15 protein-coding genes are annotated in these 17534 nt (G+C 70.7%); 8 read left to right on the top strand and 7 right to left on the bottom strand.

The features are described 5' to 3' along the window. Positions 1–14 precede the first annotated feature (14 nt). Complete coding sequence (locus ACYVF7_RS43945) at positions 15–623, top strand: TetR/AcrR family transcriptional regulator (RefSeq protein ID WP_460351903.1); 609 nt, start codon at positions 15–17, stop codon at positions 621–623. Positions 624–713: 90 nt separating this feature from the next. Further along, positions 714–2780, top strand: coding sequence for an ATP-binding SpoIIE family protein phosphatase (locus ACYVF7_RS43940; RefSeq protein WP_460351902.1), 2067 nt, complete (start codon positions 714–716; stop codon positions 2778–2780). Between the two features lie 33 nt (positions 2781–2813). Here the strand turns inward: ACYVF7_RS43940 and ACYVF7_RS43935 are convergent, their stop codons facing one another. From ACYVF7_RS43935 to ACYVF7_RS43925, 3 genes are all read right to left on the bottom strand, one after another. Beyond that, positions 2814–3683, bottom strand: coding sequence for an ATP-binding cassette domain-containing protein (locus ACYVF7_RS43935; protein WP_460351901.1), 870 nt, complete (start codon positions 3681–3683; stop codon positions 2814–2816). Next, positions 3680–4735 carry an ABC transporter permease gene (locus ACYVF7_RS43930; protein ID WP_460351900.1) on the bottom strand — a complete coding sequence of 352 codons (1056 nt, stop codon included), beginning with the start codon at positions 4733–4735 and terminating at the stop codon, positions 3680–3682. The genes ACYVF7_RS43935 and ACYVF7_RS43930 overlap by 4 nt, the downstream gene beginning before the upstream one ends. A gap of 61 nt (positions 4736–4796) precedes the next feature. Continuing rightward, a complete protein-coding gene (locus ACYVF7_RS43925) occupies positions 4797–5792 on the bottom strand; it encodes a sugar ABC transporter substrate-binding protein (protein ID WP_460351899.1) in 996 nt (331 codons plus the stop codon). A gap of 380 nt (positions 5793–6172) precedes the next feature. Here ACYVF7_RS43925 and ACYVF7_RS43920 point away from each other — a divergent pair, with 380 nt between their 5' ends. From ACYVF7_RS43920 to ACYVF7_RS43905, 4 genes are all read left to right on the top strand, one after another. Then, positions 6173–7192, top strand: a complete 1020-nt coding sequence (locus tag ACYVF7_RS43920; RefSeq protein ID WP_460351898.1) for a LacI family DNA-binding transcriptional regulator — start codon at positions 6173–6175, stop codon at positions 7190–7192. 169 nt (positions 7193–7361) lie between these two features. After that, positions 7362–8309: a TIM barrel protein gene (locus ACYVF7_RS43915; RefSeq protein WP_460351897.1), complete on the top strand. Its 948-nt coding sequence runs from the start codon at positions 7362–7364 to the stop codon at positions 8307–8309. Between the two features lie 77 nt (positions 8310–8386). After that, on the top strand, positions 8387–9403 hold the full coding sequence (locus ACYVF7_RS43910; protein WP_460351896.1) for a Gfo/Idh/MocA family oxidoreductase: 1017 nt from the start codon (positions 8387–8389) through the stop codon (positions 9401–9403). Continuing rightward, entirely contained in the window at positions 9400–10278 is an 879-nt protein-coding gene (locus ACYVF7_RS43905) for a sugar phosphate isomerase/epimerase family protein (protein ID WP_460351895.1), read from the top strand. The genes ACYVF7_RS43910 and ACYVF7_RS43905 overlap by 4 nt, the downstream gene beginning before the upstream one ends. Positions 10279–10300: 22 nt before the next feature. On the opposite strand, the gene map is transcribed toward ACYVF7_RS43905, so the two are convergent. After that, entirely contained in the window at positions 10301–11068 is a 768-nt protein-coding gene (gene map, locus ACYVF7_RS43900; RefSeq protein ID WP_460351894.1) for a type I methionyl aminopeptidase, read from the bottom strand. A 52-nt stretch (positions 11069–11120) separates the two neighbouring features. Between map and ACYVF7_RS43895 the strand changes: the two genes are divergently transcribed. Continuing rightward, positions 11121–11429 (top strand): helix-turn-helix domain-containing protein, encoded by a 309-nt coding sequence (locus ACYVF7_RS43895; RefSeq protein ID WP_460351893.1) that lies wholly within the window; start codon positions 11121–11123, stop codon positions 11427–11429. A 114-nt stretch (positions 11430–11543) separates the two neighbouring features. Here ACYVF7_RS43895 and ACYVF7_RS43890 read toward each other — a convergent pair whose 3' ends face one another. The 3 genes from ACYVF7_RS43890 to ACYVF7_RS43880 all read right to left on the bottom strand — a co-directional run bounded on the left by ACYVF7_RS43890 (position 11544) and on the right by ACYVF7_RS43880 (position 15812). Continuing rightward, positions 11544–13388, bottom strand: a complete 1845-nt coding sequence (locus tag ACYVF7_RS43890; RefSeq protein WP_460351892.1) for an NAD+ synthase — start codon at positions 13386–13388, stop codon at positions 11544–11546. Positions 13389–13453: 65 nt separating this feature from the next. Then, entirely contained in the window at positions 13454–14377 is a 924-nt protein-coding gene (locus ACYVF7_RS43885; RefSeq protein ID WP_460351891.1) for a LysR family transcriptional regulator, read from the bottom strand. A gap of 187 nt (positions 14378–14564) precedes the next feature. Further along, a complete protein-coding gene (locus ACYVF7_RS43880) occupies positions 14565–15812 on the bottom strand; it encodes an MFS transporter (protein ID WP_460351890.1) in 1248 nt (415 codons plus the stop codon). Between the two features lie 233 nt (positions 15813–16045). Between ACYVF7_RS43880 and ACYVF7_RS43875 the strand changes: the two genes are divergently transcribed. Then, a complete protein-coding gene (locus tag ACYVF7_RS43875) occupies positions 16046–17437 on the top strand; it encodes a glycoside hydrolase family 16 protein (protein ID WP_460351889.1) in 1392 nt (463 codons plus the stop codon). The last annotated feature ends 97 nt before the right edge of the window (positions 17438–17534 follow it).

The raw sequence follows: 17534 nt of genomic DNA, 5'->3' as shown, positions 1-17534 counted from the left end.
GACGGTGATGCGCGATGACGCAGACGAGTGATCAGCTCGCGGCGCGGCCCCCAGGCCGGCCGCGCAGCGAGCGCGCGGACAAGGCGATCGTCGACGCCACCCTGGACCTCCTCGCGGAGGAGGGCGGGGTGGCCGGCGTCTCCATCGAGGCCGTCGCCGCGCGGGCGGGAGTCGGCAAGACGACGATCTACCGCCGCTGGCCGAACAAAGAGGCTCTCATCATCGACGCGCTCGCCGCGTTGAAGGAGCCGATCGCCGAGCCGCGCGGCGAGTCGGTCCGCGAGGACCTGATCGTCGTGGCTCAGGCCCTGATCGCGGACAAGACCCAGAAGAAGCGCGTGGACTGCTACTGGAGCATTCTCAGCAGCGCCGAGCGCTATCCGGAGCTGGTGGCCCGGTTCAACCTCGAGGTCATCGAACCCCGGCGCGAGGTCATGCGGAAGGTGCTGCGACGCGGCATCGCCACCGGAGAACTGCGCGCCGACCTCGACATCGAGCTGGCCCTGTGGATCCTCACCGGAGCCATGGCCCATCGGGCGAGGGCGGTCGGCGCCGGACCGGTCCCGGAGGACTTCGCCGAGCGGGTCGTCGACGAACTCATCGCCGGTCTCGGGCGGCCCTGACCATGAAGGGCGTGATCTTCCTTCCCTCCAGTCCCCTTTTGGTCATACTTTTACTCGAGGGCTGATGGGCCAAAGGAAGGACTCCGGCGGATGGCCGATTCTTCGGCAAGGACCCTCGTGCTCGGTATCGGCCGGGCCGGCGAGGTCCTCCAGTGCGGGCAGAACTCCTCCGGCGTCCTCGACAGGCCTCCGGAGGAGGTCGTCGGCACGGACGTGACCGGCCTGTTCACCGAGGAGAGTAAGGAGGCCCTGACCGGGCTCCTCGACGCCCTCGCGAGCCGTCACGAGCGGACCGCCGTCCTCGGCGTGCGGACCGGGGACGACGGGGCGCGCAACGCCGTGGTCACCGTCCAGCCGATGCACGCCACCGGCGACGACCCGACCGATCTGATGATGATCCGGGTCGCCGTGATGGACCTGGAACGCTTCACCGATCCGGCGCTGATGCGCCGGGCCATGCTCGACGACGCGCTAGTCCGGATCGGGGCGACGCTCGACCTGGACCAGATGGCGCGGGAGCTCGTCGACTTCGTCGTGCCCCACTTCTGCAACGCCGCCGGCGTCCTCATCCAGGAGAGCATCGTCGCCGCCGACGAGCACCCCTCGATCGCCGCCGACGGCACCACCGTGCTGCGCCGCGTGGCCCTCGCCACCGACGCCTCGGATCCGAAGTGGAACGCCGCCTTCCCCACCGGGGAGGTCCTCACCTACCCGCCCGACACGCCGTACACCCGCTGCATGGCCACCGGCGAGCCGGTGCTGGAGCCGCACCTCGACGCCAAGGCGGCCAAGCGGATCGCCCGGCTGTGGCGCCGCAAGCCCGTCGCCAAGCTCCTGGCCGACAGCTCCATGGTGCTGCTGCCGCTGATCGCACGGGGGACCACGCTGGGGTTCGTCGTCTGCACCCGGAGCGCCGCCCACCGGGCCTTCGACGCGTACGACGTCGAGATCGGGATGGAGTTCGCCGCCCGCGCGGCCCTCTACATCGACAACGCCCGCCACTACAGCCGCGAGCGCGCGACCGCGCTGACCCTCCAGCGCAGCATGCTGCCCACGGGCCTGACCGCCCCGTCCAGCGTGGCGGTCCGGCACCGCTACCTCCCGGGCAACCAGCTGATCGAGGTCGGTGGCGACTGGTACGAGTCGATCGCCCTGCCGGGCGGCCGCGTCGCCCTCATCGTCGGCGACGTCGCCGGGCACGGCGTGCGCGCCGCCGTCACGATGGGGCGGCTGCGCACCGCCCTGCGGACCCTCGTCAACCTGGAGCTGTCACCCGCGGACGGCCTGCAGCAGCTCGACGCGCTGATGCGGGAGCTCGGCGAGCGGGAGCCCGCCTTCGCCACCTGCGTCTACGCCGTGTACGACGCCACCGACGGCACCTGCGAGATCGCCTCCGCCGGGCACCTGCCGCCGCTGCTGCTGCGCCCGAACGGCACCAGCGAGTTCCTCGACGTTCCGCCCGCGCCCCCGCTCGGCGTCGGCGAGGGGATGATCGAGACCCGCACGTTCACCATCGGGGACGGCAGCGTTCTCGTGCTCTACACCGACGGCCTCGTGGAGAACCGCGGCCAGGACATCGACGACGGCCTCTCCCGGCTGCAGGGACTGTTCGGCGCGGACGCGCTGTTCCGGCCGCTGGAGGAGCTCGCCAAGGCCACCCTCGACAGCGCGTACGCCGACCACGACCGGGACGACATCGCCGTGCTCATCGCCCGCCTGCGGCGGCTGCCCGACGGCGAGATCGCCTCCTGGAAACTGCCCGCGCTGCCGACCGCGGTGCGCGACGCCCGCGTCCGGGTGCGCGAGACGCTCGAACGCTGGGAGTGCGGGGAGCTGTCCTTCAGCACCGAGCTGGTCGTGTCGGAGCTGGTGACCAACGCGTTGCGGTACGCCACCGGCGACATCGAACTGCGGCTGCTGCGCGACCGTACGCTCGTCTGCGAGGTCCGCGACGATTCCGACGCCCTGCCCCGGGCCCGTCAGGCGGCCGACGACGACGAGGGCGGCCGCGGCCTGCAGGTCGTCCACCGGCTCGCCAAGCGCTGGGGTGCCCGTCCCAGCGGCGACGGCAAGGTCGTCTGGTGCGAGCTGGACCTGCCGGGCCAGGGCGACGGCCTGGAAGGCTCCTGGCCCGGCGAGGCCCACCACCGCCCCTGACTCGTGGCAGGGCGGAAATCGGCGGGGCGAGGTTCAGCTTTTCTCCGTGGACCGTTCGCCCGTCGCGGCGGCCTCCTTTTCCAGTTCGGCGGCGACCTGCTGAATCTTCGGGTCGGAGCTGGTGCGCTCCAGTTCGTGGCTGAGTTCGTCCAGTTCGGCGCCGCCGGCCATCAGGCCGGTGAGCTCGTCGCGGGTGATCTCGCCCTTGGCGTGGTAGCCGATGCCGCGGCCGCGGTTGAGCAGCAGGAAGCGGTCGCCGACCGGGTAGGCGTGGTGCGGGTTGTGGCTGATGAAGATGACGCCGAGCCCGCGATCCCTGGCCTGGACGATGTAGCGGAGTACGACGCCGGCCTGCTTGACGCCGAGTGCGGCGGTGGGCTCGTCGAGGATCAGGACCTTCGCGCCGAAGTAGACGGCGCGGGCGATGGCGACACACTGGCGCTCGCCGCCGGACAGAGTGCCGATGGGCTGGTCGACGTCGCGCAGGTCGATGCCCATGTCGGCCAGTTCGGTCTTGGTGGTGTGCCGCATGAAGCCGATGTCGAGCCGGCTGAGCGGGCCCGCGCCCTTGCGGGCCTCCGAGCCGAGGAAGAAGTTGCGCCAGACCGGCATCAGCGGGACCACGGCCAGATCCTGGTGCACGGTGGCGATGCCCCGGGTCAGGGCGTCGCGGGGCGAACCGAAGCGGACCTGCTCGCCCTCGACCTCGTAGGTGCCCTCGTCCAGCGGATGCACGCCCGCAATGATCTTGATCAGAGTGGACTTCCCGGCACCGTTGTCGCCGAGGACGCAGGTCACTTTTCCGGAGTCCACGTCCATCGACACGTCCGCGAGGGCGATGACGTTGCCGTAGTGCTTACCCGCCTTGGTCAGACGAACGAGCGGGGTCTCGGTGGTGGTCATCGGCTGGCCTCCGTCCGGCGGCGGACCCAGAGATTGAACAGGGTGGCGAAGAGGAGCATCGCGCCGAGGAAGAAGAAGAACCAGTCGGGGTTCCATCCGGCGTAGACGATGCCCTGGGTGGTCATCCCGAAGATGAACGCGCCGATCGCCGCGCCGACCGCCGAGCCGTACCCGCCGGTGAGCAGGCAGCCGCCGATCACCGCCGCGATGATGTACCGGAACTCGTTGCCGACGCCCTCACCGGACTGGACGGTGTTGAAGGAGAACAGCAGGTTCATGCCGGTGAACCAGGTCGTGAAGCCCACGGCCATGAACAGGCCGATCTTCACTCGCCGCACCGGCACGCCCACGGCCCGGGCGCTGGTGGCGGCGCCGCCCGCCGAGAAGATCCAGTTGCCGGTCCGGGTGCGCAGCAGGACCCAGGTGGCGATGGCGACGAACACCAGCCACCACAGGACGCTGATGCGGAGCGACAGCGCGCCGATGTCCCACTCGGAGGCGAAGACCTTCTGCGCCGACGCGAAGCCGCTCATGTCGGAGATACTTGGACTGGCGACGTTGCCGGTGATGATCTTGGTTATCGCGAGGTTCAGGCCCTCCAGCATCAGGAAGGTCGCCAGCGTGACCAGGAAGCTGGGGATCCCGGTCCTGACGACCAGGTAGCCGTTCAGGGCGCCGATCGCGAGGGCCACCAGCAGCGAGACACCGATTCCGACCCAGATGTTCGCGGTGAGCTGGAAGCTGAGCATCGAGGCGACCATCGCCGAGCTGGTGACCGCGACGCCGGCCGACAGGTCGAACTCGCCGCCGATCATGAGGAGGGAGACCCCGACCGCCGGGATGCCGAGCGTGGAGCTCGCGTACAGGATCGTCGCCAGAGAGTCGAGCCCGCGGAACGGCTCGGCGACGGCGAAGAAGAAGACGTAGATGACGATCGCGCCGCCCAGCGACCCGATCTCCGGCCGTCCGAGCAGCCGGGCGGACAGCGGCTTGCGGGTGAACCGCTCGTCCCGTACTGGCGGCCGGATGCCGGCATCCAGTGTCTGACTCATCAAAACCTCCATGGTCCGGGGGAGAGTCCAGGGCGCCCGGGGCGGGCGCCCTGGAGGGTCGTTATCGCGTCCCCCGGCTTGCGAACTTCAGGACGTCGGCGACGTTGCTCTTGTTGACGACGTACGGCCCGGTGGGCGTCGTCTTCCCGCCGCCGATGACGTTGCCGTTGGTCTTGTAGAGCCACAGGGAGTCGACCGCGAGGTAGCCCTGGAGGTACGGCTGCTGGTCGATCGCCCACTCGACGTCGCCCTTCTGGACCGCCTGGACCAGTTCGGGGTTCATGTCGAAGGTGGCGACCTTGGCGCTGCTTCCGGCGTCCTTGACCGACTGCACCGCGGTGAGGGCGAACGGGGCACCCAGCATGATCACCCGGTCGATGGTCTTGTCCTCCCGCAGCTTGGCGGCGACGGTGGTCCGCACCGACGGCATGTTGGTGCCGGTCACGTACACCTTGTCCGTCTTGCCGGAGAAGCCCTTCGCGACGCCGTCACAGCGCGCCTCGAGGGCGACCTGCCCCTGCTCCTGCGGCACGCACAGGACGTGCTTGGCGCCTTCCGCGGCGAGTTGCCTGCCGGCGGTCTCTCCCGCGAGGTGCTCGTCGGAGCCGAAGTACTCCAGCGCCCCGGTCTTCTGCCAGTCGTCCAGTCCGGAGTTGAAGGCGACGACCGGGATTCCCGCGGCCTTGGCCTTCTGCACCACGCCGGACATCGCTGAGGGGTGCGCGAGGGTGACGGCGATGCCGTCGACCTTGCTGTCGATGGCGTTCTGCACGAGGGTGGACTGCTTGCCGGCGTCCGGATCGGCGGAGTAGACGAGCTGGACGTTGTCCTTGGCGGCAGCGGCCTGGGCGCCCTTCCGCACGATGTCCCAGAACGTGTCACCCGGGGCCTCATGCGTGACCATCGCGATCTTCATGCGAGGCGTGCCGGCCTTGCCCGCCGTGACCCCCTCCGCCTGTGCCTGCGCCTTCTTGCCGCCGGTGCTGCTGCATGCGACAGCGGTGAGGGCGAGCGCTGCCAGAAGAGCGGTCCCCGCCGCTCGCTTGGTTCTCCGCATGGACGTCTCCATTGATCGTGTTCCGTCGTTCGGGTGTGGGCCGGTGGCCGTGTCAGCGGACGGTGAGTCAACCGCTGATCACGGATCGCGTTCGACTGGTGGGGTGTTCGCTGTATCGGGGCGTATCGGGGTCGTTGCCCCGCCGCTCTCGGAGGCGGGCGGCGCGATGCGTCGTGGGCGCTCCCGGGTCGCGGGAGTCACTGTCGCTAGAACGCTCTAGGTGGTAGACCGTCACCGGGAGGATGTTTCCTGGTCACGGATGTCCTTCTGGATATTGCGCTTAGAGCGCTCTAGTGCCATCACTATGATGAGCGTCACACGAACATGTCAACACGTCGGCGGCAACTTGTCGCAACATGTTGGACACGAAGGGGAGGGCCGTGACCGGGCAATCCGCAAGAGGCAGAGGCGCCAAGCGGCCCACGCTGGAGGATGTCGCCGCGCGCGCCGGAGTGTCCCGGGCGCTGGTGTCGATCGTCATCCGTGGAGTCGCCGGCGCGAGCGACGAGACGCGGGAGCGGGTGCTCAAGGCGGCCGCGGAGATCGGCTACCGGCCGGACACGCGCGCGCGGCTGCTGGCCCGCAACAGCTCACGGCTCCTCGGCGTGACGTTCAACGTGCAGCACGCCTTCCACACGGATCTCATCGAGGGGATCTACGCCGCGGCCGACAGCGCCGACTACGAGGTGGTCCTCAGCGCGCTGACCCCCCGCCGCGACGAGCGGCGCGCCGTCGAGACGCTGCTGGGCTATCGCTGCGACGCGCTCATCATGCTCGGCCCCGAGTCCCCGGCGGCGCTGCTGGAGGATCTCGGGCGGCGGCTGCCGGTCATCGCCGTCGGGCGCCGGCTGCGGGAGTCGTCGATCGACCTGGTGCACACCGACGAGGATGCGGGGATGCGCCAGGCAGTGGACCACCTGGTGAAACTCGGGCACCGCGACATCGCGCACATCGACGGAGGCCGCAGCCCGAAGGCGACCGACCGGCGGCGCGCCTACCGCAATGCGATGCGGCGGCACGGCCTCGGCAACTGCATCCGCATCGTCCCCGGAGGCCAGACGGCCGAATCCGGGGCCGGCGCGGCGCGGCTGCTCCTGGAGGACGGCGAATCCCCCACCGCCGTGATCACCTACGACGACGACGGCGCCGCCGGCCTGCTCGATTCGCTCCTGCGGGCCGGGACCGCGGTTCCCGAGGACATCTCCGTCATCGGCTTCGACGACAGCCGGCTGTCCCGCCTGTCCCACGTCAACCTCACGACCGTCAGCCAGGACGCCGGTCGCATGGCGAACCTGGCCGTGGACCGGGCCGTCGCGCGGCTGTCCGGTGACGAGATCGCCGACAGGGAGCTCATCATCCCCCCGCACCTGGTCGTCCGCGGCACGACCGCCGCGCGCTGACACGTAACGCGCGCGTTTCCGACCCTTGACATCGCCGAGTGACCCCACTCATAGTGAGCGAGAGCTAGAGCGCTCTAGTAGAGCGCTCCACGTCAGTACGTCAGGCCAGCGCCAGGGGTCGGCTTCCCCGCCGCAGGTTGAGCCTGCTCACCTCGAAAGGACTCACGCGATGACGACGATCTCCGGCCCCGTCGTGGGCAACCTGTGCCTCGGCTCGGCGCCCGACTCCTGGGGCGTCTGGTTCCCCGAGGACGAGCGCCAGGTCCACTTCACCCGCTTCCTGGACGAGCTCGCGCAGGCCGGATACCAGTGGCTGGAACTCGGCCCGTACGGCTATCTGCCGACCGACCCGGAGCGGCTGGCCGAGGAGGTCGGCTCGCGTGGCCTGAGCGTCTCCGGCGGCACCACCTTCGGGGCCCTGCACCGCCCGCAGGAGTGGGACACGATGCTCGCCGAGGTCGGCCGCGTCGCCGAGCTGACCGCCGCCGCCGGCGCGCACCACCTGGTCTTCATCCCGCCGATGTTCCGCGACGAGAAGACCGGCGAGTTCACCGAGGAGCCCACCCTCACGCCCGGCCGGTGGGGCACCCTCACGACCGCCGCCGACGAACTCGGCAAGATCCTCTTGGAACGGTACAACGTCCGGCTCGTCGTCCACCCGCACGCCGACAGCCACATCCAGACCCAGGCCGAGATCGAACGCCTCCTGGACGGCACCGACTCCCGCTACGTCAACCTGTGCCTGGACACCGGCCACGTCGCCTACGGGGGCGGCGACGCCGTCGACCTGATCCGCCGGTACGGCGAGCGCGTCGGCTACGTGCACATCAAACAGATGGACCCGGAGGTGCTCGCCCAGGTCGACGCGGAGAACCTCGGCTTCGGCGAGGCCGTACGGCGCGGCGTGTGCGTCTCGCCCCCGGCCGGGGTTCCCGACCCCGCCGACGTCGTCGCCGAGCTGTCGAAGCTCGACGCCGAACTCTTCATGATCGTGGAGCAGGACCTCTACCCCTGCGCGCCGGACGTTCCGCTCCCCATCGCCGTGCGCACCCGCGACTACCTGGGCCGCCAGGGCCTGTCCGGAAGCCGCCGCCCCGCGATCCGCTACGGGGCGTGAGCTCGCCGCCCCGAGCGACCGTTCCGGCATCCGATTCCCACCCGTACCAAGACCGAACGACCGAAGAGGAGGACACGATGACCTTGCGCGTCGGAGTGATCGGGGCCGGAATGATCGGCCAGGAACACACCCGCCGGCTGACGACCGTCGTCACCGGCGCCGAGGTGGTCGCGATCACCGATCTCACCGCCGACCGGGCCGAGCGGCTCGCCGCCGAGACCGGCGCCCGGGCGTACGCCTCGGGCGCCGAGGTGATCGGCAGTCCCGAGGTGGACGCCGTGCTGGTGACCTCATGGGGGCCGACACATGCCGAGTACGTGCTGGGCGCCATCGCGGCCCGCAAGCCGGTCTTCTGTGAGAAGCCTCTCGCCACCGCCGCGGCCGACTGCCTGCGCATCCTGGAGGCCGAGGTCGCGCACGGCGGGCGGCTCGTCCAGGTCGGCTTCATGCGCCGCTACGACGCCGGATATCGGCGGCTGAAGGAACTCGTCGACGCCGACGGGATCGGCACACCGCTGATGGTGCACTGCGCCCACCGAAACCCCACGGTACCGGTGTCCTACACCTCCGAAATGGCAATGCTGGACACCGCCATCCACGAGGTCGACGTCCTGCGCTGGCTACTGGGGGAGGAGATCGTCTCGGCGCAGGTGCTCACTCCCCGTCCGACCGGCCGGCGGTTCGAGCACCTCCAGGACCCGCAGATCATGCTGTTCGCGACCTCCGGCGGTGTCCGCATCGACGTGGAGGTCTTCGTCAACTGCCAGTACGGCTACGACATCCGCTGCGAGATCGTCGGCGAGACCGGGGCCGCCCGGCTGCCCGACCCCGCCCGGCCCGCCGTACGCCAGGACGGGCGCGAGAGCACCCCGATCGTCTCGGACTGGCGCGATCGGTTCGGCGACGCCTTCGACACCGAGATCCAGGCCTGGGTCGACGCCGCCTCGGCCGGCACCGCCACCGGTCCCACCGCCTGGGACGGATACGCGGCGACCGCGGTCGGCGACGCCACCGTGGAGGCGCTGAAGACGCAGGAGATCGTCGCCGTCGACCTGGAAGCCCGCCCCGCCTTCTACACGGGAGCGCAGCAGTGAAGATCGCCCTCGACCCGTACATGTTCCGGGCCCTGCCCCTCACCGAAGTGGTGCGCACGGCCGCCGACCTCGGCTACTCCCACATCGAGCTGTCGCCCCGGCCCGACTTCATGCCGTTCTTCCTGCACCCCCGGGCCGACGACGCGAAGGTCGCCGAGCTCAGAACGGCCCTGCGCGAGACCGGTGTGGAGCTGGCCTCCATCCTCCCGCTGTACAAGTGGTCCAGCACCGACGAGACCGAGCGGCAGGCCGCCGTGCGCTACTGGAAGCGCATGATCGAGGTCGCCGTCGAGCTCGAGTGCACGCTGATGAACTCCGAGTTCAACGGCCGCCCCGAGCGGGCCGCCGAGAGCGAGGCCGCGTTCTGGCGCTCGCTGGACGAGCTGCTGCCGATCCTCGAACGGGAGGGCATCGCGCTCAACCTCGAAGCGCATCCCGACGACTTCTGTGAGGTCAACGACCAGGCCGTGGACCTGGTCAGGGCCATCAACAAGCCGTGGGTGAACTACCTGTACTGCGCGCCGCACACCTTCCACCTGTCCGGCGAGGACCCGGGAGCCGACATCGCCTCGATGATGCGCTACGCCGGGGACAAGCTCGCTCACGTCCACATCGCCGACTCCTTCGATCACAAGGGCTCGTCGGGTCTGCGCTACATCCTCAACCCGCCCGGCACCCCGGCTCGCGTCCACCAGCATCTGGACGTCGGCCAGGGCGAGGTCGACTGGGACGTCTTCTTCGGCACGCTCCGCGAGCTGGAGTTCGACGGTGTCGCCACGGTCTGCGTTTTCGCCTGGGAGGAACGCGCCCGCGAGTCCTCCGCCTTCATGCTGGAACGCGTCTCCAAGGAGCTGACGGCGACGGCCTCGTCCTGAGCCCCGCTCAGCCTCGCGGGCGTCAGGGGAGGGTCAGGACGACCGGTCCGTCGTCGGTGACCGCCACCGAGTGCTCGACGTGGACCGTGCGGCTGCCGTCACCGCTGCACAGGGACCAGCCGTCCTCGGCCATCTGATAGTCGTCCCCGCCTCCGGACATCAGGCTCGGCTCGATGGCGATGACCAGGCCGGGGCGGAGCCGCATGCCGTGCCCTGGGCGGCCCTCGTTGGGCACGAACGGGCCCTCGTGCATGGCCCGCCCGATGCCGTGGCCGGCGAAGTCGTTCTGGATGCCGTAGCCGGCCGCGCGGCCGATGCGGGACATGGTCTGGCCGATGTCGCCCAGCCGCGCGCCGGGCACGGCCTTCTCGATCCCGGCGGCCAGCATGCGCTCGGCCGTCGCGATCAGGTCGCCGTCGCCCTGGCGGTCCCGGCCGACGCAGAAGCTGACGGCCGCGTCGGCATGCCAGCCATCGATGTGGGCGCCGCAGTCGACGCTCAGCAGGTCGCCGTCACGGAGCCGGTAGCCGGTGGGCAGGCCGTGCAGCATGACCTCGTTCACCGAGGTGCAGATCACGCCAGGGTAGGGAGTGGCGCCGAACGACGGGTGGTAGCCGAGGAAGGACGATCCGGCCCCGGCCTCGTGCATGATCTGGCGGGCCAGCTCGTCGAGCTCGCGCAGGGACACTCCGACGGCCGCGTGCGAGCGGACCTGCGCGTGCACCGCCGCGACGACCCGGCCGGCCGCACGCATCACCTCGATCTCGGCGGCGGTCTTGAGCTCGATCAACTCCTGCCTCCTTCTGGATTCCAATAACTATACCGGTATTAGTATTGGGCCCATGGTACGAGAACCGCTGTCGATCGCCGACCGCCTGCGCGGGGAACGGCTGGGCGACCTGCTGCGCGAGGCCAGGGGTTCGCGCAGCATCACCGACGTGGCACTCCGGGCCGGGATCTCCCCCGAGACGCTGCGGAAGATCGAGAGGGGCCGTATCCCCACCCCGGCCTTCTTCACGGTCGTCGCCGTCGCCGGGGTTCTGGAGCTGTCACTCGACGCACTGCTGGACCAGGTCAGCCCACCTGACACGGCCGCCGGCGAAGCCGTCGCGAACACCCTGGCCGACGGCGTGCGCAAAGCCGCGGGATGACTTCGGCCGGATGACCGACGGCCCGGCCGCCAGGTGCCGACCGTCAGACCCGGCCCGCTCCGCCCGGACGCACTCGAGACCGATGATCGAGGTCAGGCGGCCTTCTGAGCCCGCTCAGGCGTCCTTCGCGGTCTGCTCCTTCGCCACGCGGGCGGGGTCGGTGGTGTGCGGGGCGACGATCTCGCGCCACCTGCTGGTGATGGGGAGCCGGCGGTCGCGGCCGAAGTTCTTCGGGGTGATCTTCGGCCCGGGCGGGTACTGGCGGCGCTTGTACTCGGCCGCGTCGACCAGTCGGATGACCCGCTCGACCAGCCCTGGGTCGTGGCCCGCCGCGATCAGCTCGTCGCGGCCCAGGTCCTTCTCGACGTAGTCGTCCAGGAGCGCGTCGAGGACGTCGTACGGCGGGAGGGAGTCGGTGTCGAGCTGGCCGGGGCGCAGCTCGGCGGACGGCGGCTTGTCGATGATGTTCCGCGGGATCGGCGGGGCCTCGGAGGGGCGCACGAAGGGGTGCCCGCCGTCGGTCCGCTCGTCGCGCCAGCGGGACAGCGCGAACACCGTGGTCTTCGGGACGTCCTTGATCGGCCCGTACCCGCCGGCGGAGTCGCCGTACAGCGTGGAGTAGCCGGTGGCCAGCTCGCTCTTGTTGCCGGTGGTGAGCACCAGGTGGCCGTGCTCGTTGGACAGGCCCATGAGGATGTTGCCGCGGACACGCGCCTGGAGGTTCTCGGCGGCGAGCCCGTGCAGCTCGAGCTCGGCCTCGTAGGCGTCGACCATGCCGCGGATCGGCACGGTGCGCGCGTGGAGGCCCTGCCGCTTGACGAGGTCCTCGGCGTCGGTGATCGAGTGGTCGCTGGAGTAGCGGCTCGGCATGAGGACGGCGCGGACGTTCTCGGGGCCGATCGCGTCGGCGGCGATCGTGGCGACCAGCGCCGAGTCGATGCCGCCGGACAGCCCGAGGATCACCGAGCGGAAGCCGTTCTTGCGGACGTAGTCGCGCACGCCGAGCACCAGCGCGCCGTACACCTCGCCGAGGTCACCGAGGGGTTCGGCGCAGGGCGGCTTTTCCGGGGCGTACGGCTCGACCGGATCGGCGGACAGCAGCACGCGCTCGATCGTGATGGTCGTCCCGTCGTGGCCGTCGGCGGGCGTCTCGCCCGGCGTGAACTCCGCCGGCGCGGGCGGCAGCTCCAGGTCGGCGACGAGCAGGTCCTCCTCGAACTGCGGACCGCGGGCGATCAGCTCGCCCTCGCCGGTGACGATGACCGAGTCGCCGTCGAAGACGAGCTCGTCCTGCCCGCCGACCAGGTTGACGTACGCGAGGGCGCAGCCCGCCTCACGGGCCCGTCGCGCGCACAGCGCCAGCCGGACGTCGTCCTTGTCGCGCTCGTACGGCGAGGCGTTCGGGACGACCAGCAGCTGCGCGCCGGCCTCGCGGGTCACGGTGACCGGGCCGCCCTCCTGCCAGAGGTCCTCGCAGATCGCCACGGCGACGTCGACGCCGTGCAGCCGGAACACCGGCAGCCGGTCGCCGCGGACGAAGTAGCGGTATTCGTCGAAGACGCCGTAATTGGGCAGGTGGTGCTTTGCGGTACGGACGACGACCCGGCCCTGGTGGAGCACTGCCGCCGCGTCGAGCGGCGCGCCGGCGGGCTGGCCGACGCGGTCGACGACGTCGGCGCGCCGGTCGAGGTGGCCGAGCACGACCGGCAGCCCGCCGAGCCCCTCGTCGGCGAGCCGCCGGGCGGTCGCCTCCAGAGCGGCGATCGACGCGTCCACGAACGACCTGCGCAGCGCGAGGTCCTCCACCGGGTAGCCGGTGAGGAACATCTCGGGAAAGACGACGAGGTGCGCGCCGCGGCCGGCGGCGCGCCGGGCCCAGTCGACGGTGCGGCCGGCGTTGCCCGCGAGGTCGCCGACGGTCGCGTTCACCTGGGCGAGTGCGATGCGAAGCTGTACCACTCCTCCGAGCCTATGGCCTGCCTCGAAATCCCCGTCCGTAGGACAGTGGGGCTTCGAGACAGGCCCTAAGCGAGATGTTCCTGGACGGTGGCCGGGGCGTCGTCATGGGCGGTCTTCGCGAAGTCGGCGGCGGCCTGGGCGAGGGCGCGGATGAGCGGGGTCTCGGCGGCGGTGCGCCAGACCAAGGCCCACTGGCACGGGGCGGCGTCGCGGATGGGGACGAAGGCGAGAGTCGGCCAGGGGTAGAAGTCGGTGACCTCGGCGGTGACCCCGGCGACGGCCTGGCCGGAGGAAACGGCGTTGAGCGCCTCCTGCCAGGTGGAGACCTTACGACCGCGACGGATGAGGCGGCCGGCGGGAGTGCGGTAGGGGTTGAAGGTCTCCTCCATGTAGGCCGGGATCGACTTGCCCTGCACCACGGCGCAGTCGCCGAGGTCCTCGAGGCAGATCGAGTCCTGTCCGGCGAACGGGTGGGTGGAGGAGACCATCAGCAGGACCGGAGAGGTGTGCGTCAGCGGGCCGACGGTCAGGTCGGGTTCGCGGACCGGCAGCCACAGGTGCGCCACGTCGACCTCGCCCGACCTGAGCAGATCCAGCGGGGACGGCGGCTGGACCTCGCGGTGCAGCACCCGGGCATCGGGGTGGCGGGTCTGGAACAGGTCGAGGACGCCGCCGATATGCAGGGAGAACGGGCCGATCGTGCCCAGTGTGAGCGTCCCCGAGGTGCCGTGGACGGAGGCCTTCGCGGCCTCGATCCCTTCCCCGATCCGCCGGTACCCGGCGCTCAGGTCCCGTTGCAGCTGCTCGCCGAGGGGGGTAAGCCGGACGACGCGGGAGGTGCGGTCGAACAGCGGCGCGCCGATCTGGCGCTCCTGCTTCTTGATCGCCTGGCTGACGCGGGACGGGGTGATGTGGAGCCGCTCGGCGGTGCGGCCGAAGTGCAGCTCCTCGGCGAGGGTCAAGAAGATCTCGATATCCCGAAGCTCCATCCGTTCCCCCGGATCGTGAACCTGTAGGTGAACAATCTCTCGATCATGACGTGCACCGTGAATCTACCGGTCAACGGTTCGTCCCGATACCGCCTTCTGGCAGGTCCTGGGCGCGGAGAGGGCGGAGCCGCAGGGGGGATGCCCGGGCCGACGGAAGTGCGGACGGTGACCCGCGTCCCCCGTACGGTCAGGCGGGCCGGTCGCCGGGCCGGGACCCCAGCGTCCGTACCTCGGAGAAGAGCAGCGGGGTGAGGACGACGAGGATCTGGAGCGTCCCCGCCGTCCAGAGGGTGGTGTGCAGGCCGAACTGGCCGGCCACGGGCGCCACCAGCGCGAGGCCCAGCGGCTGGCAGGCGATCGCGCCCGCCCATTCGTAGGCGCTGACGCGCGACAGCGCGGTCGCCGGGATGTGCTGCTGCAGGGCGGTCTCCCACAGCGTGTTGAAGACCATGAGGACCACGCCGCCGCAGAACGCCGCCACCGCGATGCCGGTCACCGTGAGACCGGCGGCGAGGGCGAGGGTCGGGAAGGCGAACAGCGCCATCATCGCCACGCCGGAGCGCAGCGGGAACCGCGGCCGTACGCACAGGGCGATCATGCCGCCGCCGAGGCAGCCGGCGCCGAACGTCGCCGAGATCAGCGCCCACGCCCCCGCCCCGCCGAACGACCGGGCGCTCATCGTCGGGCCGAGCACGGAGAACGCGCCGTAGAGCAGGTTGACGAGGGAGGCGGCGACGATGACGCTCCACACCCAGCGCCGGGACCGGAACTCCCGCCAGCCGTCGGCCAGGTCGCGGGTGAACCGTCGCGCCCGTTCGTGACCGGCCCGCCGCAGGCGGACCCGGGACAGGCAGGCGGCGCTGACGGCGAAGGTCGCGGAGTCGGCGGCGATCGCCCACCCGGGGCCGACGCCGACGACGAGGGCGCCGGCGACCGCGGGCCCGGTGAGCAGTGACGTCGAGAGGGCCAGGACGCGCAGGGCGTTGGCGGGCTGCCGCTGCTCCGGCCTGGTCGTCGCCTGCACGATCCCGGGTACGGCCGGTCCGGACAGCGCGGCGGCGATCCCGTGCACCGTCTGGAAGAGCAGCAGGTGCCAGATCCGCGCGGATCCGGTGATCAGAAGGGTCGCCGAGACGCCCTGGACGACGGCGCGGACGAGGTCGGTGCCGAGGATCAGCGTGTGCCGGGGGAGCCGGTCGGCGATGACCCCGCCGGCCAGCGTGAACAGGACCTGGGAGGCGGACCCGGCGGCGAGGACGACGCCGAGGTCGAAGGCGCGGCCGGTGAGACCGAGGACGGCGAAGGCGAGCGCCGGCGCGACCATCCCGTCGCCGAGCATCGAGGTGCACTGACCGACGAAGAACCAGCGGAAGTTCCGTTCCCGGAGAACGGACAGTCCGCGCGCCAGGACACAGGAGCTCTGACCCTGCACCATTCAGCTCGTACGCCGTCCCGGAGGGGATTAACCACCTGAAGTTAGACATTCCGGACTGGTCTGGTCAACCCCTCCCCGAGGATCAGTTTCGTTTACTAGTTGAACGCAGAAATTCGGACTCAACGGGCATGCGTTCATGCCTTGACCTCATTTGTCGAAAGAGGGACAGTGAGGCCGCAGCCTCCTGACTGCGCGCTCATGGCCCCCCGCCCCGCTCTCGAAGAGAGGTCCCGATGAGTGCGTCCTCCGTCAGGCACGGCCGGCGCGTGCCCCGTGCCCTTCTCTCCCTGCTGTCCGCCCTGGCCGTCGCGGGCGCCGCCGCGACGGCCGTCTCCCGCCCGGCCCACGCGTCCGCGCCCGGCGCCCCACCCGGTTGGACGACGGTTTTCACCGACGATTTCAACGGCCCCGCCGGCTCGGGCGTCGACACCGCGAACTGGCAGTACACCACCGGGACGAGTTATCCCGGCGGCCCCGCGAATTTCGGTACCGGGGAGGTGGAGACGATGACCTCCTCGACGTCCAACGTCTCCCTGGACGGCTCGGGGAACCTGCGGATCACGCCGCAGCGCGACGGCGCCGGCAACTGGACCTCCGGCCGCATCGAGACCCGTCGTACGGACTTCCAGCCGCCCGCCGGCGGGAAGCTCCGGGTCGAGGCGCGGATCCAGATGCCGAACGTCACGGGCGCTGCGGCGCACGGCTACTGGCCCGCGTTCTGGATGCTGGGCGCCCCCTACCGCGGGAACTGGTGGAACTGGCCGGGCATCGGCGAGCTCGACATCATGGAGAACGTTCAAGGCATCAACAATGAGTGGGCCACGATGCACTGCGGCACCAGTCCCGGCGGCCCGTGCAACGAGACCACCGGTATCGGCGGCCAGCGGGCCTGCTCACCGACGACCTGCCAGGCCGACTTCCACACGTACGCCCTCGAGTGGGACCGGAGCACGAGCCCCGAGCAGATGCGCTTCTACCTCGACGGCGTGAACTTCCACACCGTCCGCGCCGACCAGGTCGACGCCACCACCTGGGCCAACGCGACGAACCACGGATACTTCATCATCCTCAACGTCGCGATGGGCGGCGGCTTCCCGGCGGCGTACGGCGGCGGCCCGGACTCCGGCACCGTCCCCGGCAGCCCCATGCTGGTCGATTACGTCGCGGCCTGGCAGACCGGCGGCGGAGGCACCACCCCGCCCCCGTCGGGGAGCCACGACGCGTACGCCCCGATCCAGGCCGAGTCGTACGACCAGCAGTCCGGCCTGAGCACCGAGACGACGACCGACAGCGGCGGCGGGCAGGACGTCGGCTCGATCGCCAACGGCGACTGGGCGCTGTACAAGGGCGTCGACTTCGGCTCCACCGCCGCCACGCAGTTCTACGCGCGGGTCGCGAGCGGCGCCGCCGGCGGGGTGAGCGGGCTGGTCGAGGTGCGCCTCGACGACCGGGCGAACGCGCCGATCGGAAGCTTCGCCGTCGCGAACACCGGAGGCTGGCAGAGCTGGCGCACGGTCCCCGCCAACATCGCCGGGGTCACCGGCGTGCACGACGTGTACCTGACCTTCACCAGCGGCCAGCCCGCCGACTTCGTCAACGTCAACTGGTTCGACTTCGGCCACTGAGACGTGCGGGCGCGGGGCGCGAGACTCGGATCCCGCCCCGCCCGCCCCGCGCCCGCGCCCATGCCGAGTCACTGAGAGCCCGCGCGGAATGAGCGCC

The organism is Actinoallomurus acanthiterrae, assembly GCF_054775715.1.
The sequence above is the reverse complement of the archived record's forward strand: the minus strand, read 5'-3'. Positions and strand labels throughout refer to the sequence as shown.

Excerpts from the sequence above, each read along its gene's own strand:
- ACYVF7_RS43945 (WP_460351903.1), top strand. The coding sequence starts at position 15 with ATGACGCAGACGAGTGATCAGCTCGCGGCGCGGCCCCCAGGCCGGCCG.
- ACYVF7_RS43940 (WP_460351902.1), top strand. The coding sequence starts at position 714 with ATGGCCGATTCTTCGGCAAGGACCCTCGTGCTCGGTATCGGCCGGGCC.
- ACYVF7_RS43935 (WP_460351901.1), bottom strand. The coding sequence starts at position 3,683 with ATGACCACCACCGAGACCCCGCTCGTTCGTCTGACCAAGGCGGGTAAG.
- ACYVF7_RS43930 (WP_460351900.1), bottom strand. The coding sequence starts at position 4,735 with ATGAGTCAGACACTGGATGCCGGCATCCGGCCGCCAGTACGGGACGAG.
- ACYVF7_RS43925 (WP_460351899.1), bottom strand. The coding sequence starts at position 5,792 with ATGCGGAGAACCAAGCGAGCGGCGGGGACCGCTCTTCTGGCAGCGCTC.
- ACYVF7_RS43915 (WP_460351897.1), top strand. The coding sequence starts at position 7,362 with ATGACGACGATCTCCGGCCCCGTCGTGGGCAACCTGTGCCTCGGCTCG.
- ACYVF7_RS43910 (WP_460351896.1), top strand. The coding sequence starts at position 8,387 with ATGACCTTGCGCGTCGGAGTGATCGGGGCCGGAATGATCGGCCAGGAA.
- ACYVF7_RS43895 (WP_460351893.1), top strand. The coding sequence starts at position 11,121 with ATGGTACGAGAACCGCTGTCGATCGCCGACCGCCTGCGCGGGGAACGG.
- ACYVF7_RS43885 (WP_460351891.1), bottom strand. The coding sequence starts at position 14,377 with ATGGAGCTTCGGGATATCGAGATCTTCTTGACCCTCGCCGAGGAGCTG.
- ACYVF7_RS43880 (WP_460351890.1), bottom strand. The coding sequence starts at position 15,812 with ATGGTGCAGGGTCAGAGCTCCTGTGTCCTGGCGCGCGGACTGTCCGTT.
- ACYVF7_RS43875 (WP_460351889.1), top strand. The coding sequence starts at position 16,046 with ATGAGTGCGTCCTCCGTCAGGCACGGCCGGCGCGTGCCCCGTGCCCTT.